This is a genomic window from Neorhizobium tunisiense (assembly GCF_039631515.1).
Taxonomy (GTDB): Bacteria; Pseudomonadota; Alphaproteobacteria; order Rhizobiales; family Rhizobiaceae; genus Neorhizobium.
The window spans coordinates 141,834-166,643 of record NZ_JBDIUU010000008.1 but is presented as its reverse complement, the minus strand read 5'-3'; the positions used below and the strand labels follow the sequence as shown (position 1 = coordinate 166,643).

The 24,810-nt window shown below is 60.9% G+C and carries 25 protein-coding genes; 19 read left to right on the top strand and 6 right to left on the bottom strand.

What is annotated here, in order from left to right:
• Positions 1–945, top strand: coding sequence for a nucleoside hydrolase (locus tag ABCW43_RS22255; protein ID WP_345928490.1), 945 nt, complete (start codon positions 1–3; stop codon positions 943–945).
• Positions 946–995: 50 nt separating this feature from the next.
• Here the strand turns inward: ABCW43_RS22255 and ABCW43_RS22250 are convergent, their stop codons facing one another.
• Both ABCW43_RS22250 and ABCW43_RS22245 read right to left on the bottom strand, forming a co-directional pair.
• Complete coding sequence (locus tag ABCW43_RS22250; protein ID WP_345928488.1) at positions 996–1,406, bottom strand: hypothetical protein; 411 nt, start codon at positions 1,404–1,406, stop codon at positions 996–998.
• Positions 1,403–1,978, bottom strand: a complete 576-nt coding sequence (locus ABCW43_RS22245; RefSeq protein WP_345928486.1) for a hypothetical protein — start codon at positions 1,976–1,978, stop codon at positions 1,403–1,405. The genes ABCW43_RS22250 and ABCW43_RS22245 overlap by 4 nt, the downstream gene beginning before the upstream one ends.
• A gap of 400 nt (positions 1,979–2,378) precedes the next feature.
• Here ABCW43_RS22245 and ABCW43_RS22240 point away from each other — a divergent pair, with 400 nt between their 5' ends.
• The 6 genes from ABCW43_RS22240 to ABCW43_RS22215 are packed head-to-tail and all read left to right on the top strand — an operon-like array spanning position 2,379 to position 8,051.
• Entirely contained in the window at positions 2,379–3,308 is a 930-nt protein-coding gene (locus ABCW43_RS22240; RefSeq protein WP_345928484.1) for an ABC transporter ATP-binding protein, read from the top strand.
• An 18-nt stretch (positions 3,309–3,326) separates the two neighbouring features.
• The gene (locus ABCW43_RS22235; protein ID WP_345928482.1) at positions 3,327–4,097 is read left to right on the top strand and encodes a class II aldolase/adducin family protein; all 771 of its coding nucleotides are present in this window, start codon (positions 3,327–3,329) and stop codon (positions 4,095–4,097) included.
• Positions 4,098–4,154: 57 nt separating this feature from the next.
• Positions 4,155–5,180, top strand: coding sequence for an ABC transporter substrate-binding protein (locus ABCW43_RS22230; protein WP_345928480.1), 1,026 nt, complete (start codon positions 4,155–4,157; stop codon positions 5,178–5,180).
• Positions 5,177–5,974 carry an ABC transporter permease gene (locus tag ABCW43_RS22225; protein ID WP_345928478.1) on the top strand — a complete coding sequence of 266 codons (798 nt, stop codon included), beginning with the start codon at positions 5,177–5,179 and terminating at the stop codon, positions 5,972–5,974. The genes ABCW43_RS22230 and ABCW43_RS22225 overlap by 4 nt, the downstream gene beginning before the upstream one ends.
• The gene (locus ABCW43_RS22220) at positions 5,971–6,732 is read left to right on the top strand and encodes an ABC transporter permease (protein WP_345928476.1); all 762 of its coding nucleotides are present in this window, start codon (positions 5,971–5,973) and stop codon (positions 6,730–6,732) included. The genes ABCW43_RS22225 and ABCW43_RS22220 overlap by 4 nt, the downstream gene beginning before the upstream one ends.
• Before the next feature lie 8 nt (positions 6,733–6,740).
• Positions 6,741–8,051, top strand: coding sequence for an LLM class flavin-dependent oxidoreductase (locus tag ABCW43_RS22215; protein ID WP_345928474.1), 1,311 nt, complete (start codon positions 6,741–6,743; stop codon positions 8,049–8,051).
• Between the two features lie 208 nt (positions 8,052–8,259).
• Here the strand turns inward: ABCW43_RS22215 and ABCW43_RS22210 are convergent, their stop codons facing one another.
• The 4 genes from ABCW43_RS22210 to ABCW43_RS22195 all read right to left on the bottom strand — a co-directional run bounded on the left by ABCW43_RS22210 (position 8,260) and on the right by ABCW43_RS22195 (position 10,387).
• The gene (locus ABCW43_RS22210; RefSeq protein WP_345928472.1) at positions 8,260–8,643 is read right to left on the bottom strand and encodes a type II toxin-antitoxin system VapC family toxin; all 384 of its coding nucleotides are present in this window, start codon (positions 8,641–8,643) and stop codon (positions 8,260–8,262) included.
• Positions 8,640–8,840, bottom strand: a complete 201-nt coding sequence (locus ABCW43_RS22205) for a type II toxin-antitoxin system VapB family antitoxin (protein WP_345928470.1) — start codon at positions 8,838–8,840, stop codon at positions 8,640–8,642. Before ABCW43_RS22205 ends, ABCW43_RS22210 begins: the two co-directional genes overlap by 4 nt.
• A gap of 267 nt (positions 8,841–9,107) precedes the next feature.
• Positions 9,108–9,608, bottom strand: a complete 501-nt coding sequence (locus ABCW43_RS22200; RefSeq protein WP_345928468.1) for a flavin reductase family protein — start codon at positions 9,606–9,608, stop codon at positions 9,108–9,110.
• Positions 9,609–9,694: 86 nt separating this feature from the next.
• The gene (locus ABCW43_RS22195) at positions 9,695–10,387 is read right to left on the bottom strand and encodes a FadR/GntR family transcriptional regulator (protein WP_345928465.1); all 693 of its coding nucleotides are present in this window, start codon (positions 10,385–10,387) and stop codon (positions 9,695–9,697) included.
• A gap of 599 nt (positions 10,388–10,986) precedes the next feature.
• Here ABCW43_RS22195 and ABCW43_RS22190 point away from each other — a divergent pair.
• From ABCW43_RS22190 to ABCW43_RS22135, 12 genes are all read left to right on the top strand, one after another.
• Positions 10,987–12,462 (top strand): 4-hydroxyphenylacetate 3-hydroxylase N-terminal domain-containing protein, encoded by a 1,476-nt coding sequence (locus ABCW43_RS22190; RefSeq protein WP_345928463.1) that lies wholly within the window; start codon positions 10,987–10,989, stop codon positions 12,460–12,462.
• Between the two features lie 13 nt (positions 12,463–12,475).
• Complete coding sequence (locus ABCW43_RS22185) at positions 12,476–13,510, top strand: 2,5-dihydroxypyridine 5,6-dioxygenase NicX family protein (protein WP_345928462.1); 1,035 nt, start codon at positions 12,476–12,478, stop codon at positions 13,508–13,510.
• 78 nt (positions 13,511–13,588) lie between these two features.
• The gene (locus ABCW43_RS22180; protein WP_345928460.1) at positions 13,589–14,518 is read left to right on the top strand and encodes an ABC transporter permease; all 930 of its coding nucleotides are present in this window, start codon (positions 13,589–13,591) and stop codon (positions 14,516–14,518) included.
• The gene (locus ABCW43_RS22175; RefSeq protein WP_345928458.1) at positions 14,518–16,527 is read left to right on the top strand and encodes an ATP-binding cassette domain-containing protein; all 2,010 of its coding nucleotides are present in this window, start codon (positions 14,518–14,520) and stop codon (positions 16,525–16,527) included. Before ABCW43_RS22180 ends, ABCW43_RS22175 begins: the two co-directional genes overlap by 1 nt.
• Positions 16,528–16,632: 105 nt before the next feature.
• Entirely contained in the window at positions 16,633–17,703 is a 1,071-nt protein-coding gene (locus ABCW43_RS22170; protein ID WP_345928456.1) for an ABC transporter substrate-binding protein, read from the top strand.
• Positions 17,704–17,817: 114 nt separating this feature from the next.
• A complete protein-coding gene (locus ABCW43_RS22165) occupies positions 17,818–18,951 on the top strand; it encodes an ABC transporter substrate-binding protein (protein ID WP_345928454.1) in 1,134 nt (377 codons plus the stop codon).
• An 82-nt stretch (positions 18,952–19,033) separates the two neighbouring features.
• On the top strand, positions 19,034–19,696 hold the full coding sequence (locus ABCW43_RS22160) for an isochorismatase family protein (RefSeq protein WP_345928452.1): 663 nt from the start codon (positions 19,034–19,036) through the stop codon (positions 19,694–19,696).
• Complete coding sequence (locus ABCW43_RS22155; protein ID WP_345928450.1) at positions 19,680–20,555, top strand: hypothetical protein; 876 nt, start codon at positions 19,680–19,682, stop codon at positions 20,553–20,555. Before ABCW43_RS22160 ends, ABCW43_RS22155 begins: the two co-directional genes overlap by 17 nt.
• Entirely contained in the window at positions 20,545–21,933 is a 1,389-nt protein-coding gene (locus ABCW43_RS22150; protein ID WP_345928449.1) for an amidase, read from the top strand. The genes ABCW43_RS22155 and ABCW43_RS22150 overlap by 11 nt, the downstream gene beginning before the upstream one ends.
• A gap of 18 nt (positions 21,934–21,951) precedes the next feature.
• Positions 21,952–23,271, top strand: coding sequence for an amidase (locus ABCW43_RS22145; RefSeq protein WP_345928447.1), 1,320 nt, complete (start codon positions 21,952–21,954; stop codon positions 23,269–23,271).
• Complete coding sequence (locus tag ABCW43_RS22140) at positions 23,271–24,329, top strand: AbrB family protein (protein ID WP_345928445.1); 1,059 nt, start codon at positions 23,271–23,273, stop codon at positions 24,327–24,329. The genes ABCW43_RS22145 and ABCW43_RS22140 overlap by 1 nt, the downstream gene beginning before the upstream one ends.
• A gap of 27 nt (positions 24,330–24,356) precedes the next feature.
• Entirely contained in the window at positions 24,357–24,794 is a 438-nt protein-coding gene (locus tag ABCW43_RS22135) for a RidA family protein (RefSeq protein WP_345928443.1), read from the top strand.
• Positions 24,795–24,810: the final 16 nt, after the last annotated feature.

The following is a 24,810-nucleotide window of genomic DNA, read 5'->3' as shown; positions in this document are numbered from 1 at the left end:
ATGCGGCTGATCATAGACACCGATACGGCGGGAGACGACACCTACTCGCTCCTGCTCGCCATGCGCACCCCCGGCTCGACGCTGGAGGCGGTGACTATCTGCGTCGGCAACGTGCCCTTCGACCAGCAGGTTGAAAACGCTCTGGCGACCATCGAGGTGGCCGGTTTCTCCGGAAAGGTGCCGGTCTATCTCGGCGCCCGCCGCCCCATGGTGAAGCCCTGGGAAGCATCCACCATGCACGGCAACGATGGAATGAGCGGCGCTAACCTGCCGATCGCCCGTCAGCGGCCGGAAACCAGGCATGCGGTCGATGCCATCATCGAACGGGTGATGGCAGAGCCGGGCGAGATCGATATCCTGGCCCAGGCGCCGCTCACCAATATCGCGCTGGCGGTGATGAAGGAGCCGCGGATCGCCAAGGCGGTGCGCCACCTCTGGATCATGGGCGGCACCGACAATGCGGTCGGCAATATCACGCCCTGCGCCGAATACAATTTCTTCATCGATCCGGAAGCCGCACGTATCGTCTTCGAGGCTGGTTTCAATATCACGCTGTCCACCTGGACGTTGACCATGCGTTCCGGGCTTCTGGAGGGCAACCAGCTGGACGAGATCTTCGCGATGCAGACGCCTCTTTCGGAATTCTACCGGAAGGTTTCTGCGGTGCCGCGCGAGACTGCGGAAGCGCGCTACGGCCGGCCGGTCAGCACCCATCCGGATTCGCTGACCTGCGCCTGCGCTCTCAACCCGGATCTGATCGAATCCTCGCGCGAGGCCGTGGTGCGCATCGAGACGTCGGGTGAAATCACCCGCGGTTTTTCCGCCATCCACCCGCCGAAGCTCGGCACCCGCTGGCCGGAATACAAGGTCAACGCCCGTATCATCGAAAAGGCGTCGACCGACGGTTTTCTCAAGATGATGAAGCAGGCATTCGCCGAAAACTGAGGTTTCGGCGGGAGCGATCCCGCCAATCCGTTTCGATGTTGCGGCGTGGCTCAGGCCGCCGGCGCCAGTGCGCCATCGAGTGCGTCGGCATCGACCGCCGTGGCATCCGATCGGATGGTGACGATGGGGGGCACGTCCTTGCCGACCTTCTTGAAGCAGGCAATCATCGCATCCAGCCAGACGCCTTGCTGCGGCAGGTCTTCCACGGCGGCGATCACTACGTCATAGCCGTTCTTGCGGTAATCGATAAGGTCGCCTACGGAAACCTCGATCAGCCTTTCACAGCTTTCCGGTTTTGCCACATGCGGCGGCATCTTCATGATGCCCCAGCCGCGCTCCACCAGCGCATCCGTGAAGCCGCTCGGCGGTGCTTGCTGTCTGCCGTAAAGTGCCGAGCCGGGATTGACGACGAAATCGGCGATGACCGCAATGCGGCGACTTCTCAGGTCTTCCCGGATCACGCTGCATTCTCCTTGCCTTCGGTCAGAAACTCATCGAGCTCGAGCATTGCCTTCTGGAGATCGAAATCCTGCGCATCCATCGCGACGCCCGTGGCGCGCGGGAATGCAAGGCCGCGTTCCTCGAACTCGAACTTCAGCTCCTCCATCCAGATGCCCATACCGGGTCGACGATCGCTGCCGCCATGGACCGCGCCTTCCGGGCGGCCACCCCAGGATGCCTTGGTGCTGGTGAGACGGACGCCGCTTGACGGACTGCCGTCCAGGCCGACGATGACGACGTCGTAGCCGGCATCCTGATGAAGCATCACCAGATCCACGACGCTTTTTGCCAGGTTGCGGCAATGGCGCCGGTAACCGGGTGTGTCGTACTGTTCTCGGGATGCCCACCACCGGACGGCACCCATATGGCTCATCTCGGGGCAGGGCAATTGCTGGAGCTCAAAGCAGTTCTTGACCAGCCGCTCGACCAAGGGAGAAAAAACGCCGGCGCATTTCGCGAACTCACTGACCTTGGCATTCTGATTCATGAGACAGTGCGCCACATAGGCTACTCGTCTTGGTTCATCCTGCATGATGTGCTTCTCCCGATGTCTTGATCTGCCCGATACGGATAGTCGAAGTCTGCCATGCGGTTAGCTCGACAGGTTGATTGGTCTTCGATGCAATCGCCATGCCACTATTCTGCGCCTGGCCGTTTTCAGCAAGTTGAGCGCTTCGCTGGAAATGCCGCCCGCCACAATGCCGCAATAGCGGTCAATCTGCGTCCAAAATATGCGCATTGCGTATGCATATTTTTGCTTTTTGGATATTTGAATTGTGATTTGCCGCATGGTGGCACCTTGATGGCTCGATCCTGCCCGAAAAACCCCTAGATTGGTGGTATTTTTTAGCCACTTGTAAAGCTGGCGTGTTTGGCATGATGCTTGCTTGCATCCTTAATGGTAATAATTGCATGCAAGGAGATGCCTCTCGATGACCGACATGTCGATTGCCTGGAGCGAGGACTACGCATGCGGATTGAATCCGGGAGCGCGCGGTCTCGCGGGCCTGTTGAGGCCGGTAAAGACCAAAGCCCTTGCTGCACCCGCCGCGGAACCGGCCTGGACCGTATCGCGCGACAGGCCGCTCATCGAACTCCGCAAGGTATCCAAGAGCTTTGGCCCTGTGATGGCGCTGGATAACTTGGAGGCAACCATCCTTCCTGGTGAGCTGGTGACGGTGGTCGGCCCTTCCGGCTGCGGCAAGAGCACGCTGTTCAATATCCTCGCGGGCCTCGAAGAGCCGAATCCGGGCAATATCCTGCGTTTCCGAGGCAGGAGTTCTGCGGCCTCGGAACTGCTCGGACAAGTTTCCTTCATGCCGCAAAGGGACCTGCTGCTGCCATGGCGAAACGTCATCGACAACGCCATCCTGGCGCTGGAGATCGAAGGCATGCCGCGGGTGCAGGCCCGGGCGGAGGCGCTGAAGATGCTGCCGGAATTCGGGCTTTCCGGATTTGAGGCGCAATATCCCAATCAGCTCTCGGGCGGCATGCGCCAGCGCGTGGCCCTGATGCGTACGTTTCTCTTCAAGCGCGATCTCATGCTGCTCGACGAACCATTCGGCGCGCTGGATGCGCTGACACGAACCATGATGCAGCGCTGGCTGCTCGACGTTTGGCAGAAACACCGGCGCACCGTGCTCTTCATCACCCACGATGTCGACGAGGCGATCTTCCTCGGCGACCGCGTGCTTGTCATGACGGCCCGGCCGGGCAAGGTGAAGCTTGAACAGAAGATCGACTTGCCGCGCCCCCGCAAGGCCGACATCGTCACGTCGCCCGAATTCATCGGGTTGAAGAAGACACTCCTCGACGCCATCGAGGAGGAAAGCATGAAGTCGTTCATGACTTCAGGACATTAGAATATGAGAGGAAACACGGTGGCCAGTGAATATGCCGAACGTCCCGCCCACATTCCCGAAGCCGAGTGGAAGGCGCGCGTCGATCTCGCCGCTTGCTACCGCATGGTCGCGCGGCTGGGCCTGGATGACCTTATCTACAACCACATTTCAATGCGTGTACCGGGGCATGACGACCAGTTCCTGCTCAACCCCTACGGCTTCCTGTTTGGCGAGATAACGGCCTCCAGCCTCGTGCGCATCGATATCGACGGCAACAAGCTCGACGACACGCCCTATACGATCAATAAGGCCGCTTTCGTCATCCATGGCGCCATCCACAAGGCCGTGCACGATGCAGCCTGCGTTCTCCACACCCATTCCGATGCCAGCACCGCGATCTCCTGCCAGAAGGACGGACTTCTGCCACTGACGCAGTTTGCCATGCGCTTCTACCAACGCCAGGCCTTCCACGATTACGAAGGTGTGGCGATCGACATGGACGAGCAGGCCCGCCTCATCGCCGACATGGGCGACAACCGGGTGATGCTGATGCGCAACCATGGCATCATGACGCTCGGTCGCACGCCGGGCGAAGCCTTCATGCTGCTTTATTATTTCGAGCGTGCCGCGCGCATTCAGCTCGATCTGCAGGCTTCCGGTGCCGAGCTTCTGACCCCGCCGCACGAGGTTTGCGAAAAGGCGGCACGTCAGTTCTGGGAGAACAAGGGTGACATCCTGATTGCGGGGGAACGGGAATGGCCCGCGTTCCTTCGCCAGCTCGAACGCGAGGGATCGGATTACCGCCGATAGTCGGGAGGAGAACGACTGACGCAACCATAACCAACAAAGAATCGACAGAGAGGGACTATGCTTAAAAAACGACAGCTTCTGGCGGCGTTTGCCGCAACGTTCATCGGCATTCAGGGCTTGGGCTACAGCGCAACCCCGGCCGCTGCCCAGCAGACAGTCAATGCCAGCCTGCGTCTCAAATGGTTGACCCAGGCTCAGTTCGCCGGCTTCTACGTCGCGCTGGAGAAGGGATATTATAAGGATGAGGGTATCAACCTCACCATCAACCCCGGCGGCCCCAATCTGTTGACCGAAAACCTGGTGGCGACCGGTGCCGACACGTTCGGCCTTTCGGGCGGCACCGACAGCGTCTTTAGCGCACGCGACAAGGGCCTGCCGATCGTCTGCATCGGTGTTGCGCATCAGGTGACGCCGTTCGTCTTCGTGACCTACAAGGACGGCCCGGTAAAAACCGTCCAGGATTTCAAAGGCAAGAAGGTGACGGCATGGTTCACCGGCGCAAACCACGTGCTCTCGGCCATGTTGGCCAAGGCGGGCATCAAGGCTGGCGAAGTCGATGTCCAGCCGCAGCAGGTCTCGATGACGCCGTTCATCGACAAGCAGGTCGATGTTGCCACAGCCACCCGCTACAACGAACTGCAGATCGTCGCACAACGCGCCGGCATGGACAATCTGCGGATCTTCGTTCCCGAAGATAGCGGCGTCTCTTTCCCACGCGACACGCTGATCGTGTCGGAACAGACTGCCAAGGAAAAGCCGGAACTGGTCGAGAAATTCCTGCGTGCCAGCATCAAGGGGTGGAAATACGCCCTGACCAACGAAAAAGAAGCGATCGACATCGTCATGAAGGTGGCGCCGACTCTCGACCGCGCCCAGCAGGCAGTCATGCTGTCCGAGATCAAGAAGCTGATGGTCGCCGGCAAGGGCGGCACTGATGGCCTCTTCGCCATTGACAAAGCAGCCGTTGGCTCCGCCAACAGCCTGCTCGCTGAATACAAGGTGATCTCTAAGCCCGTCGATCTCGATGCCGCGTTCAACGACAGCTTCCTGTCGAAGATCCCGGTTGCGGAAAAGCGCCTGTGAGCCTCTCCGGCGTGTCCGGTGCATCCCTGTCCGCCGTAAAGGCGGGCAGGTTTGTCTCGATCCTGAAGTCTCTGATCTGGGTCGCGGCATTGCTGCTGCTAGTCGAACTGATCGTCGTGGCGCTAGGTATCAGACCTTACTACCTGCCACGACCAAGCGCGATCGCAGCCGCATTCCTTGCCACGCCGCAGGCTTATCTGTTGAGCATGTGGCGCACGCTGCTGGAAACGGTGATCGGCTTCGTCGCCGGCAGCCTTTTCGGCGTTGCCATGGGCGTTCTTTTCCATCGCTGGACCCTGCTCAGGGAGCTGTTCTTTCCGCTCTTCGTGGTGTCACAAACCATACCGGTCATCGCCTTCGGCGCCGTCGTCGTCCTGTGGTCCGGCAATACGCTGCTCGCCAAGGCCGTTATCGCCTTCTACATCAGCTTCCTACCGGTGACAGTGAACGCGCTTCTCGGCTTTGCAACGGTCGATCCGCGCCAGGTCGCGCTGATGCGCAGCTTCGGCGCAAAAGAGGGTCAGATCCTGCGGCGCCTCTACCTGCCGGCCGCGCTGCCGCAGATCTTCGTCGCCCTCAAGCTCGCCTCGTCGCTGTCGCTGATCGGAGCGATCGTCGGCGAATGGTTCGGGGATACGACTGGCCTCGGCGTGCTGCTGCTGCAGGCCATGTACAACGAAAACGTCGTCGGCATCTGGGTCACCATCGTCGCTTCCGCCTGCCTCGGGATCGGCCTTTACGGAGCGGTCTCCGAAGCGGAAAGGCGGATCGTCTTCTGGGGAGCGGAACAATGAGCCCCGTCACCGCAAGCAGCAACGCGCGCCGCATCAGCCGGGGTTTTGCCGGGGCCTTCCTCCTCGCGGCAATCTGGGAACTGAGCGTCCGCGGCTTTAACCTGCCAGCCTATGTCCTCCCTTCGGTGAGCAGCATTCTCGCCGGCATGTTCGCCGATGCGGGCAAACTCGCCGCCGCCGCTCGCTTCACCGCCGCCGAGGCCCTGACTGGCTATCTACTGGGCTGCGTCATCGGCATTGCGGTTGCCGTCGCGGTCAGCATGGTCCCTCGCACCCGCAGCTCCGTCATGTCGGTTGCGACGGCCATCAACTCGGTGCCGGTTGTCGCCTATTCGCCGCTCGTCCTGCTCTGGTTCGGCATCGGCATGACGTCCAAGATCGTCATGGTCGCCGTCGCCGTCAGCTTCACCGTCTTCCTCAGCACCGTCGCGGGGTTGGATCGCGTGGATCGTAAATCGATCGATCTGGTCCGCTCGTTTGGGGCAGGGCGGATGGCGGTGCTCTGGCGTCTGCGGCTCCCAACAGCTTTGCCGCTGATCATTGCTGGCATGCGGGTGTCCACCGTCCGCAGCGTCATCGTCGCCATCGTCACCGAAATGCTGGGTGCTTATGGGGGCCTTGGCTGGGTGATCTATCAGGCCGTGCTGCAGATCGATTTCGTGCAGGTCTGGGCGGCGATCATTGTCGCGTCGGCGATCAGCCTCTGCTTCTTCGGTGTGATCAGTTTCATCGAGCAGCGTTACATTTTCTGGAGATGATCAATCCTATGACGCGCAGCATTCACTTCGGCCTTTTCCTTCTGGGCACCGGCAGCCATGTCGCCGGCTGGCGGATACCAGGGGCGATGGACAGCTTCCAGGATATCGAAATGATGCGCCGCGTTGCCAAGGAGGCGGAGCGTGGTCTGTTCGACCTGATCTTCATGGGCGACAACCTCAATGCGGACCCCGGCGCCCACCCGTCCTACACGGCGCGGCTCGAACCGCTGACACTTCTCGCGGCGATTGCTGGCGTGACGCGCCATATCGGCCTCGGCGCCACGATGTCGACCACCTACAGCGATCCGTTCACGGTCGCCCGCGCATTTGCTTCACTCGACCATATCAGCGGTGGCCGCGCCGCCTGGAATGCAGTCACCACGGCCAACCCGGCGGCGGCGGCAAACTTCGGAACGATCCATCCTGATCATTCCAAACGTTACGAGATCGCAGAGGAATTCCTGTCGGTGGTTCGCGGTCTGTGGGACTGTTGGGCCGACGACGCGATCGTCGCCGACCGGGAAAGCGGCGTCTATATCGATGCGGCAAAAGTCCGCGCACTCGATCACGACGGCACCCATTTCAAGGTCAAGGGCCCGATCAACATCGGGCGCTCCCCCCAAGGGCAACCGATCATCCTGCAGGCCGGCGGCTCCGGTCCGGGACAGGAACTCGCGGCCAAGTCCGCCGATGTCGTCTTCTCCGTCACCCAGGATCTCGACGAGGCGCGCTCTTTCTACGCCTCCGTCAAAGGGCGGCTTCCGAAATACGGCCGCACTGCGGATTCGATGGTCGTCTTGCCGGGCGTGATGCCAATTGTCGGGCGCACCGAACGCGAGGCCCACGACAAGCTCGCGGAGTTGCAAGGCTTCATCAGCGAGACCAACGGGCTTTCCATTCTAAGCGACCGCTTCGGCGTGGACATGAGCCAATTCGACCTTGATGGGCCGATCCCCGATATCGGCCCGTCAGACAATTATCACGCCTTTGCACGGGTCATGCTGGACAAGGCGAAGCGGGAAAACATGCGCCTGCGTGACCTCTACAACCTGGTCGCTGCCGCACGCGGCCACTGGGTTCTCTGCGGCACACCAGATTATGTGGCGGATACGCTTGAGACCTGGTTCCAGACAGGTGCGGCGGACGGATTCAACATCATGCCGTCTCATTTTCTGGGCGGATTGACGGATTTCGTCGATATGGTTGTTCCGATCCTGCAGGAGCGAGGGCTCTACCGCACGCACTACGAGGGAACAACGCTCCGCGATCGGATGGGTCTCCCAAGACCTCCGCGGTCTCAAAATACGCGACCTGTGTGAATTACACGCTTTCAAGTTGCTCACCGAGAGATGATGGGTGTCCGCTTGCGTCAAGGGAACGGTCCCGAGAGGCATTGGTGCAGGGATCATGAAGAGGTCAGCCTTCGGCCTTTGATGGCGCGGGCTATTTCAATGCCGCTGACCGTGCAGCATTACAGCGGACGGATCTTGGGCGTGCGGTGTCAAGCATCCGGTTGAGAACAGCATTTTAGTTTCGCGCATTGGCAGGGATGTGCAGTGAAGCCCCCGCCTTTTCAGCCACTGCCCGCAGACGTTTGTCTCTGGTCCATAAGGCCGCTCGCTGATCAAGGAGAACTGAGGCCATCAAGTGCGCATCTGTGTAGCCAATGCCCATACTGAAAATGGCGTGGCGATCAATCATCATCATGACTTCGTCGTGTGTTGCGACGAAGGCTTCGCGCTGGGCCGCCAGGAAAGCTATCACGCTACTGCGATCCCGAAGGCTGCCAAGTGCGAGTTCTCCGATCACGGCTGGATGGCATAGGAGACGATCGTCCTCAATAATCCTACGCAGTTCTGAATCGGTATGCCGGAAATGATCGATCCAGATGGACGTGTCGGCAAGTATCATTGGTCAGTTGCACTCCGGCGGCGTGGGGCTGCCTCCGCATCCGGCATAGTTCCACCAAGCGCGATGAGGCGTTTTCCCGACTCCACACGCACAAGCGTCTCCAACGCTTGGCGGACCAGAGCGGCGGTTTCTTTCGTGCCGGTTAGGGACCTAGCCTTTTCCATGAGGGTGTCGTCGAGATTGATAGTCGATCGCATCGTTTGGTTTCCTGGATTCTGGTGCTATGGATAGCACCATTTGGTGATGAAATCTACGCTTGGTCTCCACTCAGATACGTCCGCCGTCGGATGCGGAAGTCTAGCGACGTGGTATTTTTGCCCGGTCCCGAGCACCCCCAAACTTAAAGCAAGTGCAGCCTAGCCAGCGATATGCGTCGACATCGTGCCCCTGAAACTAAGAAACTGCAGGCGCGCGGGTTCGTATCCCTCAAGAGCTGCAGACGGCGTCTCTTTCAATAGCTGAAGTCAAATCGTCGCTGGACAACCGAATTTACCTCCCACATATATCAGCGCTCGCATGGAATCTTCCTTCATGATCGCTTTGACACGACCGACAAGGACTGCATGGGTTGGTGAATCGTATTCGCATTCCAGCCGGCAGTCGAAGACGCTGAGCGCATCGGCAAGTATGGGTGCGCCGGTGGCAAGCCGGGTCCATGCGCCGTAATTAAACCGGTCGGAACCATAGATCTTCGTCATTCCGGCAAAGCACTGGGCGAGTTCCGCCTGGCCGTCGGCAAGGAAATTTGCAGAGAAGCAGCCATTGGCGCGCAGATGCGGCAGGATGGCGCTGTTGCGGTTCACGCATGCAAGGATCATCGGTGGCTGGTCGCTGAGTGAGCATACGGCGGAGGCGGTCATGCCATGGCGTATTTCGCCATTGCCGGTGGCGATGATCGTCACCGGCGTTGCGACTTTTTTCATCGCCGTCCTGAAAATCTGGGCATCGATCGGCGGCGCATCCATCTGCTCGGCGATCTTGATCGTGTCCACTATCATTATGCATCTGCCTTTCGACGATCGTTTCGGGAGGGGCGGAGGAGGTCGGTTTATTATTTTGCCATCGGTGTGGATGTGTCGCCGCCGTTCAGCCATTTCAGGATCGCGATCAGATGTTCGCGCGTCGCCTGTTCCGCCTCGGCAGCCCTGCGGCCGCGAATGGCATCGACGATCATTTCATGGTGTCGCCAGCCGGTCTCGTTCGTATAGGCCGGCAGACGCGTCCGGATTGTCTCGTCCCAGGTGAGATCCATGACCTGCTCGAGCAGATAGGCCGCAAGGATATTGTGGCTCGCCACCGCGATCGCCCGGTGGAAAAGGTTGTCATTGCCGCGATCGAAGACCGTCGGCTCGGCCAGCGCATGGGCAGCGATGATATCGTCGATTTCGGTCGGCGTGCCGCGGATCGCCGCCAGACGGGCGATCTCCGGTTCGAGAAGCAGGCGGACTTCCCATAATTCCGCCGGACTCGTCCGGCTTGCAATATTGGCGCGTGTGGCGATTGCCTGCTTTGCGTTGCGGGGCTTGCCCCTGGTTGGCTGGGCACTGCGGCCACGGATTTCCGGAATCCTGTTGTCGTCGCGCAACGTCGAAAGCGCCTTGCGCAGCAGATGGCGGCTGACGCCGATCTGCTCGGCCAGCTGCCGCTCGGGCGGAAAGTCGCCGTTTTCGGCAAGGCCGAGAATGGCCTGGGTAACCTCCTCTATGGAACTGGGAGGGTTCTTTGCATCGATGCCTGCGTTCATGGTGCTCCTCCAGATTTTCCGAATGATGCAAGCCGGATATGGTTTCCGGCTTTCACCCGAAAAACTGTGCCTGTTGTTCGGCAGCCCTACGGGTCGCCGTTTTGGTTTCTTATGCGACCCAATGTATATGGTTGGTGCAACCAAATGTCCATATTGTATCTTGGTTGAATATCGGTTGCCGGTCTAATTTTCTCAGTTGTGCACATAAAATAGCCTATTTGCGCTGTGCCTAAATTTTTTTCACGAATTCTGAATGTAAAATAATAAAGTAAAAACAATATTTTAGACAGACTATTTTTCTGGATTCCGATGCTGCGATTGCGAAATTTTACGAAATTCGCGAAAAGTTCGCTTGCAAGGTTGTCAACCAAAGTCTAGCCTTCGATAAGGTTTATGAGGCGGTTGTGCATTTGGTTGTGTGAATCCGTTGCATCAACCAAGTGCGATCAAACTCATCCCAAGAAATAGATCCAGCGCGAATGCTGCGAAAACAGCCCGACGCTTTTGTCCGATCCGGACCTTCGGACCGGCCGGAAACCTGTGCGCCATCCCGCCCGACCAAGCTTGCGGCCGGACCCGGAAGAAGACGGAAGTCAGATATGAACACCATGACGACAATCACTCCCAAACATGCGCTGAAAACCGGTGAGGAATTCAAGGCCTCGCTCGATGACGGCCGCCAGCTCTGGGTGAACGGCAACAAGATCGCCAAGGTGATGGACGAGCCAGCACTCGCAGCCGGTGTCGAGCTGATGGCGTCGATGTTCGACGACCAGTTCACCGAGGAATATGCCGAGGCGACCACGGTTCTCGACAAGAAGTCCGGCCTCGTCACCGGTCGCTCCTGGCAGGTGCCGGAGACGAAGGAAGAGATGATCGGCCGGCGGATGATGATAGAATACACATCCCGCAAAACGGTCGGCACCTTCGGACGCCCGCCCGATCTCGGACCGACGCTCGCCGTCGGCATCCTGGCGCATCTGCATCTGTTCAAGGATTTCAAGTCGGCCTTTCCTGAATGCCAGCCGGATTTCGCCGAAAACGTCCAGCGTTATGTCGAATTCGGCCGGATGAACTCGATCACCTGCGCCGAAAGCCTGACCGGCCCGCAGAACGACCGTTCCTCGCCGCTTGCCCAGGCCGCCTCGCTGCTGCGCGTCAATCGCGTTGAAAAGGACGGCGTCTATATTTCCGGCGCCAAGTCGGTCGGCTCGATCGCGGCACAGACCAACGAGATCTTCTTCTCCAATCTCGCCTATCCCGGCACGCCGGCAGAAGCCGCAATCTGGGGCGCGGTTCCGATCAATTCCGAAGGCATCAAGCTCATCAGCCGCGAGATGCTCTCCAATCCGGGCGCCGATCCCTTCGATCATCCACTCGGCTACAAGGGCGAGGAAGCCGACCAACTCGTCATTTTCAAGGACGTCTTCGTTCCGAAGGACCGTATCTTCAACCTCGGCAACGAGCATGTCTCGGCGATTTCCGGCAAGGCGACACTGTTTGCCCATTACCACGTGCTGACCCGCCTCAAGGTAAAGTCGGAAGTCTTCGTCGCCTGCGCGAGGATGGTGACGGAAGTGCTCGGCACCGGCCAGATCCCCGGCGTCCGCTCGATGCTCGCGGAGATCATCGAATATAACCGCACGCTCGAAGCCTTCATTCTCGCCGCCGAGGCCAATGCCGAGATCAACGAGAGCGGCGTGATGTGCCCGGACGTGATGATGATCACCACCGGCCGCCTCTGCGCGATCCGCAACTATCCGCACATCATCCATGTCCTGCAGGAAATGTGCGGCCAGGGCCTCGTCATGCGCTTCGGCAAGGCAGCCTTCGAAAATCCCGACATTGGCCCGGATCTTGCAGAGCTGCTGCCGGGCAAGGGGGTGACCGGCATGCAGAAGGAGAAGCTGATGAACTTCATCTGGGATCTGACCTGCTCGTCGCTCGCCGGCCGCGTGGCGCTGTTCGAAAACGTCAATGCCAGCCCGGCGCCCCGCATGCGCGAGCGCCTCGTCTCCGAATTCGATACGTCCGCCATGGTCGCGAATCTCAAGAAGATTGCCGAGCTCGACTAAGGGATTTCACGCAATGCCTACTCAACATGAAATGGTGAAATTGTTCACCGAACAGCTCAAACTCTGCGCGATAAAGCCGGAAGAAACGGTCATCATCCTCTGTGAGGACGATATTCGCGCCGATTATGCCCAGGCCTTCATGCTGGCGGCGCGCGATCTTGGCGCCACGCCCTTCCAGATCACGGTTCCGCTGCGCGAAAAGCGCTCGGCCCGGCAGACGACGGGCAAGACCGCGATCGCCGGCAACCGGCCGGTGATCGAGGCGCTGAAAAAGGCTGACCTTATCGTCGACGTGATGGGCACGCTCTTCTCGCCGGAACAGGACGAGATCTGCGCGGCGGGCGCTCGCATGCTGTTCGTCCGCGAGCCTTACGACGTGCTTGCCCAGAATTTCCCGAATACCGATCTGCGCCGCCGCATCGAATACGGCGAAAAGCTTCTGGAGAAGGCAAAGACGCTGCGCATATGGTCGGATGTCGGCACCGATGTCACCTATGAAATGGGCGGTTACCGGGTGATGACCCAATATGGTTATACCGATACGCCCGGCCGCTGGGACCATATGGGCACCGGCCAGGTGCTGAGCCAGGCCACCGACGGCAAGGTCAATGGTACCGTGATGATCATGCCGGGCGACACCGTCACCGCCTTCCAGCGGATGATCGAAAGCCCGGTCAAGCTCACTATCAAGGACGGTTTCGTCACCGATATTGAAGGTGACGGAATGGATGCGCCGCTGCTGCGCGATTACATGGAGAGCTTCAAAGACCCGCGCGCCTATGCGATCAGCCATATCGGCTGGGGCCTGCTCAACACCGCAACCTGGTTCCACCGGGCGATCACCCGCACCCGCACCCAGGAAATCAGCGTCAACTCGCTGAGCTATTACGGCAACGTGCTGTTCTCGACCGGGCCGAATACCGAACTCGGCGGCACGAACGACACGATGTGCCACATGGATATCCCGCTGCGCAAAACCTCGCTGTCGCTCGACAACGTCACGATCGTCGACAAGGGCAGCATTGCCATTCCCGAAATGGCCGTCTGAACCGTCCCGGCCCCCATGTCGGGGCCGATCCGATGCCTGAGATCCCATGCCTGACCGGCGGAGAATACAGGAGAAGCGATGACTCCGATCGATGCATCCGAGCCTGCGGAAAAGGCCAACAGGCTCATGCCTGGTCCGCCGCCCGTGACGCTCACGGCGTGGCAGAGACAGCAGCGGGGCCTGACGGTTTCGCTGATGGCGCTGCCGACCGTGGCGATGATCGGGCTTTTCGTCATGCCCCTGCTCGTGCTGCTATGGATGAGCTTTGGCGGTGGTACGAAAACCGGGTTTTCGGTTCAGGGTTATATCGACCTGATGCAGCCGGTCTATCTGAAGCTGTTGATGTTCACGCTTCAGCTGGCGTTCATTACCACCGTGCTCTGCGCGCTGTTTGCCTATCCGCTCGCGTATCTGATGGTCAATGTCAGCTCGCGTTTTGCCGCCTGGATGGGCGTCGTGCTGTTCATTACGCTGTGGCTGAGCTTTCTCGCGAGAACCTTTGCCTGGATCATCATCCTGCAGCGGCGCGGCATCATCAACAACTTCCTGGTCGGCATCGGCGTCATCGATAGTCCGCTGGAGCTCGTCTATAATAAGCTCGGCGCTTATATCGGCATGGTCCATATCCTTCTGCCGTTCATGGTCCTGACCCTGATCCCGGCCATGAAGGCGATCGATCCCGCCTATGTCAGGGCAGGCTTGAGCCTCGGGGCAAGCCCGGCAAGGGTGTTTCGCGACATCTACATGCCGCTCAGCCTTCCCGGCCTCGTCGCCGGATCGATGCTGGTCTTCACGCTCGCCTTCGGTTTCTTCATCACGCCGGCCATTCTCGGCGGTGGCCGTGCGCCAACCATCGTCATGGCGATCCGCGACCAGATCCAGCAACTCGGCAATCTTCAGCTTGCGGCAGCCACATCCATGGTCCTGCTTGTTTTCTGCCTCGGCCTGCTTTTCCTCTACGACCGCATCGCCGGCATCGACCGCATCTATGACAAGGGAGGCAAATAATGGAACTCCTCGTCCAGGGCAATGCCGCCCGTTCCCTGAAGATCTACGGCTGGGTGATGCTCGTCATCATCATCCTGCCGGTGATCATGATCGTGCCGATCAGTTTTGGCGCCGGCAGTGCCATCGTCTTCCCGCCGAAGGAACTGTCGCTCGAATGGTATTATAACCTCATCGACGATCCCCGCTGGGGCCGCGATGCGCTGCTGTCGTTGCGGGTGGCGGCCCTCGCCACCCTGCTTGCGACGGTCACCGGCACGGCTGCGGCGATCGGCATGTCGCGTGTAGAGAACAAGGCGCTCTCGAAATTCCTGAAAATGTTCTTCATCGCGCCGATGATCGTACCGCTGATGGTGATTTCGGTCGGCCTCTATATCGTCTTTGCCCGCAATGGCCTGCTCGGTTCGATGTGGGCGCTGGCCTTCGCCCATGCCATCGTCGTGCTGCCCTTCGTCGTCATGCCGGTCATGTCGCGGCTCGCGAGCCTCGACCCGGCCTATGAGCGGGCCTCCGCCTCGCTCGGAGCGACCCAGATCCGCACGCTCTTCGAGGTGATCCTGCCGCTCCTCGTGCCGGCCATCATTGCCGCCGCGATCTTCTCCTTCGTGTTTTCCTTCGATGAGGTCGTGCTTGCGCAATTCCTCTCGAGCCCGCGTTTCGAGACCCTGCCGAGAAAAGTCTGGGACGGCCTCAGCCAGAACGGCCTCGACAAGACCATTACCTCCATCGCCTCCGCCCAGCTGTTCCTCGTGCTTGTAGCTTTCGCAGGCTGGAACATCTGGAAAGCCGCTCGGACCGGTGTTCTCGCCAGCCGTGCGAAAACACTCGCCGCCGCTGCCGCGAATGCCTCGCCCGCCGTTGACCTCCCTGCCAATGGACCCCTGCCCATGAACGTCGCACTCAAGACCGCTCCGCCCGCCATCGTCCCTTCTGCAGAGGCAGGTCCCGTCAAGGCCGGCGAGCAGCATGGCTACGGCATCGATTTCCAGCACATAAGCAAGTTCTACGGCGACAAGGTCGTTGTCGAAGAGGCTAATTTCTCGGTCAGGCCGGGCGAGTTCCTGACCATTCTCGGTCCCTCGGGTTCGGGCAAGACCACGCTTCTGATGCTGGTTGCCGGCTTCATCTCGCCCGATGCCGGCCGCCTCATGCTCGGCAAACGCGACATTTCCCGCGTGCCCCCGCACCAGCGCGATATCGGCGTCGTCTTCCAGTCCTACGCGCTCTTCCCCCACATGACCGTTGCGCAGAACGTCGCCTATCCGTTGCGGGCCCGCGGCGTCTCGAAATCCGAGCAGCAGGCCAAGGTGAAATGGGCGCTGGAGCGCGTCCACATGCAGGACTTCGCCGAACGGCGCATCGCCCAGCTTTCGGGCGGCCAGCAGCAGCGCATTGCGCTTGCCCGCGCCATCTCCTTCGGTCCGCGCGCACTTCTGATGGATGAGCCGCTTTCGGCGCTCGACCGCAACCTGCGCGTCGATATGCAGCGCGAGATCCGCAGCCTGCAGCAGAGCCTTGGCCAGACGGTGATCTTCGTCACCCATGACCAGGAAGAGGCACTCAACATGTCCGACCGCGTCGCCGTCATCGACGAAGGCCGGGTTCAGCAGGTCGCTACGCCGCGCGATCTCTATCTGAAGCCGCAGAACAGCTTTGTTGCCAACTTCTTCGGTGAATCCAACCTCTTCCACGGCGTGGCCGACGGCAACAGCCTGAAATGCGGCGACCGGGCCTTCCCGATGATCGAAGCGCGTTCCGATACGGCAATCCTCTGCGTGCGGCCGGAAACGGTGCGTCTCGCAGCTCCAGGCCAGCCGGCGCCGGACTGGGCGATCGAGGGCACGCTCGCCAATGCCCGCTTCCTCGGCAGCCTTCTGCATATGCAGTTCGCGACGGGCCACGGCACGCTCGTCGTGACGCGGCCACTCGATGGCACGATCGACATTCCCGAACGGGGCGCCGTCCGCCGCCTGTTTTGGGCTCCGGAAACGGCACACGTCATGACCCACTGATGGCCAATGCCGTCCAGACAAAGCAGGCAGAAACACGATTCATCCAACCGCCCCGAATGCCTCCCAAGCACGTCCACGGGCCAGCACTTCCGACAGGAGAGACCGATGAAATCTAGATTTGGATTGTCCGCCCTCGTGGCACTCGCGATGTCATTGCCGATCGGCCTCCACGCTGCGGAAGTCCCCCCCGAATTCAAGGGCACCGGCAAGCTCGTGGTCAACAACTGGGGCGGCCCGACGGTCGAAAAGATGCACGCCGCCTGGTATGGCGATTTCCCCAAGGCGACTGGCATCGACGTCACCTTCACCTCCATTCCCGACGTCGCCAAGCTGAAGATCATGAGCCAGGTCGGCAATGTCGAATGGGACGTGGTTGATTTCGAAGGCGCGCAGATGCTGCAGGCCATGAAGGGCGACCTGCTGGAGCCGATCGATTACGACCTGATGTACAAGCTGGTGCCGAAGGATCAGCTCGATCCGGCGCAGATGACGAAATATGGCATCGGTTCGATCGCATTCGGTACGATCATGGCCTGGAATACCGAGACGGTCGGCAAGAAAGGTCCTGCCAACTGGACGGAATTTTTCGACAAGAAGGCGTTCCCCGGCCGCCGCGCGCTTTATGCCCGGCCGAAGCCGACGCTGGAAATCATGCTGATGGCCGATGGTGTGGCGCCGAAGGACGTCTATCCGATCGATATCGACCGTGCCTTCAAGGCGCTGGCGAAATTTGGCCCGAGCGTCGATCTCTGGGTCGAGGAGACCTCGCAATGGGACGTGCTGATCCAGAACAAGGAAGTCGACCTGATGGGGTCGAGCCTGGGACGCACGGTCACCCAGATCGACAAGGGTGAGCCGCTCGCGATCAACTTCAACCAGAGCATCATGGAACAGTCTTTCTGGACGATTCCCAAGGGCGCACCGAACGTCAAGGACGCCCAGAAACTGGTGGCCTGGATGATGCAGGCCGAAGGCCAGAGGGCGTCGCTCAAGCTGTTTCCCTATTACAGCGTGGCCAACAAGACGGCGTATGACGGCCTGCCGAAAGAGCTTCTTGCGAAGATGCCCGGCACGCCGGAACACTCGGCCAACAGCCTGACGATCAATGCCCAGTGGTGGCTGGAGCATGATGCGGAAGTCCAGACCCGTTGGCTCAACTGGCTGAGCAGCCGCTAAGCCGGCGCTCCATTCTCTGAGCTGCAATTTTTGCCTTAGCCGGCGCGGATGTCGCGCTGGCCGGGGCAAGGCATGCCGAATGTTATCTCGTCCATCCCCTCCGGAGATCATCCCATGATGAAAGAGAATGACCCATCCTATTCCGTTCAGCTGGCGGAGACCGCAGGCACCGAACTCGACCGCCGCAGTTTTCTTGCCGGAATGGGCGCCACGGGCCTTGCGCTTGCAACCGGCATCAAGACCGCCCTGGCGCAGGACATGTCGCTACTGAAGGGGTCGGGCGACGTCGTCGTCTGCACCTGGGGCGGCGCCTCGACCGACGCCATGAAGGAGGTCTGGTTCAAGCCGTTTTCCGAGGTGAGCGGCGTCAACGTCTCGACCGCTTCCGTGCCTGACATCGCCAAGCTCGAAGTCATGGAAAATGTCGGCAATGTCGAATGGGATCTTCTGGATGCCGAAGGCACCCAGATGGAACTGGCGATGAAGAAGGGCCTTTTGCAGAAGATCGATTACGACCTGATCTTCAAGATCGTGCCGAAGGAGCAGATCGACCCGAAGGTGATCAAGGAATATGGTGTCGGTTCGGTCGGTTTTTCGACCGTGATCGCGTGGAACACGACGCTGTTCGGCAAGGACGGTCCGAAGGACTGGAAGGAATGGGCCGATACGACCCGCTTCAAGGGACGTCGCGCCCTGTATGCCCAGCCCCGGCCTTCCTTCGAGATCGCCCTGATGGCGGCTGGTGTTCCGCCGGAAAAGATCTACCCGATCAACATCAACGACGCCTTCAAGGCGCTCGACGAGTTGCGGCCGAAGATCAATCTCTGGGTGGAAAAAACCTCCCAGTGGGGCGTCCTGATGCAGAATGGCGAGGTCGACCTGATGGGGTCGAGCCTGTCGCGCACGCTCGATGAGAAGAAGAGGTCCGGCAAGGTCGATTTCACCTTCAACCAGAGCATCGTCGAACAGGATTACTGGGTTATCCCGAAGTCCGCTCCCGGCGGCGCCAATGCGCAGAAGCTGATCGCCTATGCGCTGATGGCGAAGGGTTCGCTCGGCTTTGCGACGAAGATGCCGTTCAGTCTGGCGAATACCTCGATCTACGGCGACATCCCGGCCGAGATGAAGCAGCAGCTTCCCGGCTACCCGGAAAATTCGGCCCGCAACGTGCAGATCGATCAGGCCTGGTGGGTGGCGAATGCCGATCAGGTCCGCCTTCGCTGGCTCGACTGGATGAGCAAGGGCTGAGCCGACGCTTCTCCGACAAAAGGCGAGGCCTGAACCTCAAGGCCTCGCCACCACGATTGCAGTGCAGCCCGCAGGAGTCGATATGGAACTGTCCGATATGACCGCCCGCCAGATGTTCGAACATCTGAGCAAGAACCCTACACGCCCGCGTTACGGCTTCGGCACCCGCCCGATGCTGATCAATGTCGACCTGCAATGCGCCTATACGCAGCCGGACATCTACAAGACAGCCTATGAGACGGATCCGAAGCAGACCGAATACGTCAACAAGCTAGCGTCGGAGACGCGCCGGCTTGGCCTGCCGGTCATCTGGACCTATGTCGCCTTTTCGGAATCCGGCGACGATTGCGGTGTGTTCGGTTCCCGCACCGATACGCCGGACAGCCTGCAGAACATCAAGGAAGGATCGCCGCGCGCGGCGCTCGATCCGCGCCTCGATGTGGTGAAAGGTGACGTCATTCTCAACAAGAAGATGCCGTCCGCTTTTTTCGAGACACATGTCGCTTCTCTCGCCACATACCACAAGACCGATACGGTCATCGTCACCGGCGGCTCGACCTCCGGCTGCGTGCGGGCGACGGTTGTCGACAGCCTGTCGCGCGGCTATCGGACGATCGTGCCGATCGAATGCGTGGCCGACCTACATGAGAGCCCGCATTTCGCCAATCTCTACGACATGCACAAGAAATATGCCGACTGCATTCCCGTATCAGAGGTGATCGACTGGTATGCGACACTCGGCTGACATGGTTGCCATGGAGCAGGACCGCTTCGTTGTGCAGGCTCCGGTCGTCCATGACGGCGCCGGTGCCCTGCCGGACGAATTGCGTGGATCTGTCCTGCTGCTCGGCAATTTCGACGGTCTGCATCTCGGCCATCAGGCGCTGCTCGCGCTTGCCTCATGGCGGTCGAGGAAAACTGGAAGCCCTCTGGCGATCCTGCAATTCGACCCGCATCCCCGACATCATTTCCGGGGAGAGCAGGGGTTCCTGATTTCGGGCAATGCGGTGCAGAGGCGGCTTCTGGCCGAGGCGGGCATCGACCTCATCTATGCGCCCGTCTTCGACGCGCAGTTTGCGGGCCAGGCGGCGGAAAGATTCGTGCTCGACCATCTCGTCGCGCGGCTTAGCATTTCGGCTGTCGTGACCGGCGCCGATTTCCGCTTTGGCCAGTTCCGCGCGGGAGACGTGCAACTGCTACAGACGATTGGCCGGATGTGCGGTTTCGCGACCCATGTTGTCGGCGAATGCCGGGATCGGGGAGAGGAGGGCGTTCGGATCTCCTCCAGCCAGGTCCGCCAGTTCATCAGGAGTGGTCGGTTGGATGAGGCGGAACGCCTGCTCGGGCGCCCTTTCGAGACGACGATCGAAGCCGGCCCGACCGGTTGGCAATTCGATGTGATGCAGATCCTGCCGCCGGATGGAATTTTTATGGTTGAGGCACGAGAAGCCGCCGGCAGGGGGCTGGGCCGACGGATGCTCGTCCTGAAAGGACGGCGTCCCGAAGCCCGGCTGCCGGCCGGAACATCGACCCTTCTCTGGCATGCGGCGGCATCTGTCGGAGCAGCGGAACCGGGATCTGAAAGGACTGAAAATGGACTATGACAGTCTCGATGCGCTCGCCATGGCGGATCTGGTCAGACGCGGCGAAGTGGCGCCGGATCACTTCATCAAGGAGGCGAAGGCCCGGATCGCGGCATTGAATCCGAGCCTGAACGCGGTCGTGCACCATTTTCCGGATGAAACGTCCTACGCGACCGAGGGGCCTTTTGCCGGCGTGCCACTTCTCCTGAAGGATACCGGCGTGCCTTTGAAGGACATGCCGATCACCTCGGGCACGCGGCTTCACCAGGATGTCGTCAGCTCCGCCGACAGCACGATGGGCACACGGCTGCGCAAGGCGGGTTTTGCCTTTCTCGGCCGCACCAACACGCCCGAACTGGCGCTGAGCTTTACCACTGAAGGCACGTTTTATGGGCCGGCCCGGAACCCCTGGGATCTGACGCGCACGCCGGGTGGTTCTTCCGGCGGTGCTGCCGCAGCGGTCGCGGCCGGCATCATGCCGATGACGCAATGCTCGGATGGCGCAGGCTCGATCCGCGTCCCGGCCGCCCATTGCGGCGTCTTTGGCCTCAAGCCCTCGCGCGGGCGCAATCCCTTTGGTCCCGCCATCGTCGAAACCGTTGGCGGCATGGGAACGCTGCATGCGATCAGCCGGTCGGTGCGCGACAGTGCCGCCATGCTCGATGTCACGCACGGTGCCGATATCGGCGACCCCTGGGGGCCTCCTCCGATGGAAGGCAGTTTCCTCGATGCCGTCTCCCGCCCGCCGCGCTCGCTCAAGATCGGCATGGAAGTCACCGGTGATGCCGATTGCCGGGCAGCCGTCGAAGCGGCGACCGCTCTCTGCGAAAAGCTTGGCCACAAGGTCGAGCTGGCCGCTCCGAACTATGACCGCGAGGCGGTGAGTTGGGCCTGGCTGACCATCGCGGCCGTCAATATTGCCCGCGGCATCCGCAACCTTGCCAAGGCAAAAAACATCGCCGATCCGCTGGCACTGCTTGAACCCGTCAATGCCGAATGGGTGAAGATGGGCGAGGGACTGTCCGGCACCGACTATCTCGGCGCAATCGACGCGCTGCATCAGTCGAGTCGGGCGATGGGCCGCTATTTCTCCGACTACGACATCTATCTCTCGCCGACGACTGCGGAAGTGGCTCCGAAGCTCGGCCATCTATCGGGCGTGGGCCTCGGCGTTAAGGAATTCTTCCAGCGCTTCTGGAACCACGCGCCGCTGACGGCGGTCTTCAACGCCTCGGGATGCCCGGCCATGAGCGTGCCGCTCTACTGGACCGAAGCGGGCGTTCCCGTCGGCGTTCATTTCGGTGCCGCCTTTGGCGCCGAAGCCCTGCTGTTCAGCCTTGCCGGCCAGCTCGAAGCCGCCAGCCCCTGGGCGATGCGTCGTCCGAAACTTTCAGCCTGACATCCCGAAGGTGACATCATGACTATGAATTCGTCAAAGCCATCCGCCGCCGACATCACCGCGACGAGCGCACGCGCGATCGCCAAGGCCGTTGCCGCCGGCACGCTCACTGCCGAGGCCGTCACCGAAATGTGGCTCGATCGCATCGCCACGGCCGAGCCGTCGCTGCACGCCTTCATCCATCACGCGCCCGAAAAGACCCGTGCGCTCGCTGCCGTGGCGCCAAAAGGGCCGCTTGCCGGCGTCCCATTCGGCATCAAGGATGTCATCGAGACGCGCGACATGCCGACGGAATACGGTTCGGCTGCCTATCCCGGTTGGCAGCCCTGCCGGGATGCGCCGGTCGTCCATCTCGCCCGCCAGGCCGGCGCGGTCTTTATGGGCAAGACGGTCTCGACCGAATTTGCCACCGCATCCCCCGGCGCCACCGTCAATCCGTTCGATCCGAAGCGCACTCCGGGCGGCTCTTCCAGCGGCACGGCGGCGGCGCTCGGTGTAGGGCTGATCCTGCTCGGCCTCGGCACCCAGACCTCAGGCTCCACCATCCGCCCGGCCGCCTATTGCGGCGTTGCGGCAATGAAACCGTCGCCGAAACTGATCGAGACCTTTGGTGTCAAGCCGTTGTCGCAGACGCTCGATGTCGTCGGGCCGATGGCGCGCGACATCCGCGACCTCGCGCTGCTCGTCTCGGTCTGCATGCGGCGGCCGGAGCTTACTCCGGATATTCTCACCCCTGAAGATACTCTGCCGCTTTCGAAAATGGGGCTCTGCCTGCCGCTTCACGATCCTGTCGCCGATTTTTCGCCGCTCGAACGGGCCGCCTCCGTGCTTGGTTCCGTGTCGACACAGACGGTACCGGCCTGGTTCGAGGCGCTCGGCCGGGCGCAGGTCGATGTCTTCGGCTGGGAGGCTTCGATCGCGCTCAGCACCGACCGCGACCTTCATTGGGACAAGCTGACACCGGACACTCATGCTTTCATGCAGCGGCAGGCAAAGAGCACCTTTGCAGGCTGGCAGGCCGGTCTTGCGGCGCGGGATCATGCCCTTGCCAATCTCGACGCCTTGTTCGGCGATACGGACTTCCTTATCACTCCGTCCGCACCGGGTGAGGCTCCACTCGGCCTCGAACGGACCGGGCCTGCAACCTATAATATCCGCTGGACCTTGCTCGGCTGCCCGAGTGTCACCATTCCGGCCGGATTCGGCCCGGCGGGTCTGCCCGTCGCACTTCAGCTGGTTACCCGTCCGGGCGAGGATGCCGCCCTCCTGCGGCAGGCTGCAGCGGTGGAAGATCGTCTGCGCGCTGCAGGCATCGAGGCGCGGCCTTCAAAATCGTGATGAAGGTCTCGACATTGCCGGTGCCGTTGCAATGGCTGCTGTTGCTGGCAGCGGGCCTCGTCCTCGGACAGGTGCTGCAACTGCTTTCGCTTCCCGCCGCATTGATGCTCGGCCCGATGGTCGTCGGCATCGTCATGGCGCGGGGCGGCTGCGAGGTTCGTATTCCCGGCGTCATGCACCGCATGGCACAGGGTGTTGCCGGATGTCTGATCGCCGCCCATCTCGATTCCGCGCTGCTGGTGCGGATGGGCGAGATCTGGCCGATCGTCATCGTCTTCGTAGCGCTGACCTTCCTTGCCTCCTGCTTTACCGGCTGGATGTCGGCGCGCACGTCGGGGATAGACGGCGAGGTCGCTATCTGGGGTTTTCTGCCGGGAATGGCAGGTACTGTGATTGCCATGGCGCACGAGCACGGTCTCGACAGCCGTCTCGTGGCGCTGATCCAGACGGTGCGGCTGATGGTGGTCATCACAACCATGGTCGTCGCGGCGCTATTCATCGTCGGTGCTGCGGTTGCACATCCGGCCGCGGGGTCTGCGCCGGATCTCGCCTCGATATCGATCGTGCTGGGCCTGGCATTCGTCGGCGGGCTCAGTGGCCGTTATCTGCGCTTCATTCCATCAGCGGCATCGCTGGTGCCCTTGACGCTTGGCGGGGCGCTGCAGGTTGCCGGCGTCAATCTCGCCGTGCCGGCCTGGCTGGTGGCGCTCGCTTATCTCGCCTTCGGTGCGCATATCGGCCTTCGGATGACACCGGATATCTTGCGTGTCGGCACCCGTGCGCTGCCGTCGCTGGTCGGCGCCGCATTCCTGCTGATGTTGCTTTGCGGTGCTTCGGGTGCCGTGCTTTCGGTTATCGCCGGCGTCGACCTGATGAGCGCGCTTCTGGCGACTGTGCCGGGCAGCATCGATTCCATCGCGCTGATTGCCGTCAACGCCGGAGCCGACATGACCTTCGTCATGACGCTGCAGACGCTGCGTCTATTCGCCGTTTCGATCTTCGGCCCCTTCGTGGCGCGCAGCATGGTCAACATGCTGCATCGCTGGAAGCCAAGTTAAAGCTGACATCAACAGGGAGACAATTCGATGCACAAGCAGATCATCAAGGCTGACGTGCCGGAAAACGGCGGCGCCTACAATCTCTGCGTCCGTTACGGCGACATGCTCTATCTTTCGGGGCTGGCGCCCTTCGACGCGGCCTTCTGCGCTAAGGTTGCTGCCGCCCGCGCTGCCGGCACCAAGGTTCCGCCGATGCCCGACACACCGTTTCCGCGACAGGTCGAGATCATCATGGAGAATATCAAGAAACTGGTCGAGGCAGCCGGCTCCAACATGGATTGCCTGCTGAAGACCAATGTCTGGCTGAAGGACCAGACCCAGGCCGAAGAATTCGAGAAGGTTTATATCAAATATTTCTCCAGCCGCGAGACGTTACCCGCCCGCGCCCGCATGCAGGCCGGCCGTACGCCGATGGATTGCGGACTCGAGATAGAAGTCATCGCCTACGTGCCCAACGACGACTGACATCCGCATCCCGAGG

Bases quoted from the DNA above. Each gene is read 5' to 3' on its own strand.
- ABCW43_RS22255 (WP_345928490.1), top strand. From the start codon at position 1: ATGCGGCTGATCATAGACACCGATACGGCGGGAGACGACACCTACTCG.
- ABCW43_RS22245 (WP_345928486.1), bottom strand. From the start codon at position 1,978: ATGCAGGATGAACCAAGACGAGTAGCCTATGTGGCGCACTGTCTCATG.
- ABCW43_RS22240 (WP_345928484.1), top strand. From the start codon at position 2,379: ATGACCGACATGTCGATTGCCTGGAGCGAGGACTACGCATGCGGATTG.
- ABCW43_RS22230 (WP_345928480.1), top strand. From the start codon at position 4,155: ATGCTTAAAAAACGACAGCTTCTGGCGGCGTTTGCCGCAACGTTCATC.
- ABCW43_RS22220 (WP_345928476.1), top strand. From the start codon at position 5,971: ATGAGCCCCGTCACCGCAAGCAGCAACGCGCGCCGCATCAGCCGGGGT.
- ABCW43_RS22215 (WP_345928474.1), top strand. From the start codon at position 6,741: ATGACGCGCAGCATTCACTTCGGCCTTTTCCTTCTGGGCACCGGCAGC.
- ABCW43_RS22210 (WP_345928472.1), bottom strand. From the start codon at position 8,643: ATGATACTTGCCGACACGTCCATCTGGATCGATCATTTCCGGCATACC.
- ABCW43_RS22205 (WP_345928470.1), bottom strand. From the start codon at position 8,840: ATGCGATCGACTATCAATCTCGACGACACCCTCATGGAAAAGGCTAGG.
- ABCW43_RS22200 (WP_345928468.1), bottom strand. From the start codon at position 9,608: ATGGATGCGCCGCCGATCGATGCCCAGATTTTCAGGACGGCGATGAAA.
- ABCW43_RS22195 (WP_345928465.1), bottom strand. From the start codon at position 10,387: ATGAACGCAGGCATCGATGCAAAGAACCCTCCCAGTTCCATAGAGGAG.
- ABCW43_RS22190 (WP_345928463.1), top strand. From the start codon at position 10,987: ATGAACACCATGACGACAATCACTCCCAAACATGCGCTGAAAACCGGT.
- ABCW43_RS22185 (WP_345928462.1), top strand. From the start codon at position 12,476: ATGCCTACTCAACATGAAATGGTGAAATTGTTCACCGAACAGCTCAAA.
- ABCW43_RS22180 (WP_345928460.1), top strand. From the start codon at position 13,589: ATGACTCCGATCGATGCATCCGAGCCTGCGGAAAAGGCCAACAGGCTC.
- ABCW43_RS22175 (WP_345928458.1), top strand. From the start codon at position 14,518: ATGGAACTCCTCGTCCAGGGCAATGCCGCCCGTTCCCTGAAGATCTAC.
- ABCW43_RS22170 (WP_345928456.1), top strand. From the start codon at position 16,633: ATGAAATCTAGATTTGGATTGTCCGCCCTCGTGGCACTCGCGATGTCA.
- ABCW43_RS22165 (WP_345928454.1), top strand. From the start codon at position 17,818: ATGATGAAAGAGAATGACCCATCCTATTCCGTTCAGCTGGCGGAGACC.
- ABCW43_RS22160 (WP_345928452.1), top strand. From the start codon at position 19,034: ATGGAACTGTCCGATATGACCGCCCGCCAGATGTTCGAACATCTGAGC.
- ABCW43_RS22155 (WP_345928450.1), top strand. From the start codon at position 19,680: ATGCGACACTCGGCTGACATGGTTGCCATGGAGCAGGACCGCTTCGTT.
- ABCW43_RS22150 (WP_345928449.1), top strand. From the start codon at position 20,545: ATGGACTATGACAGTCTCGATGCGCTCGCCATGGCGGATCTGGTCAGA.
- ABCW43_RS22145 (WP_345928447.1), top strand. From the start codon at position 21,952: ATGACTATGAATTCGTCAAAGCCATCCGCCGCCGACATCACCGCGACG.
- ABCW43_RS22140 (WP_345928445.1), top strand. From the start codon at position 23,271: ATGAAGGTCTCGACATTGCCGGTGCCGTTGCAATGGCTGCTGTTGCTG.
- ABCW43_RS22135 (WP_345928443.1), top strand. From the start codon at position 24,357: ATGCACAAGCAGATCATCAAGGCTGACGTGCCGGAAAACGGCGGCGCC.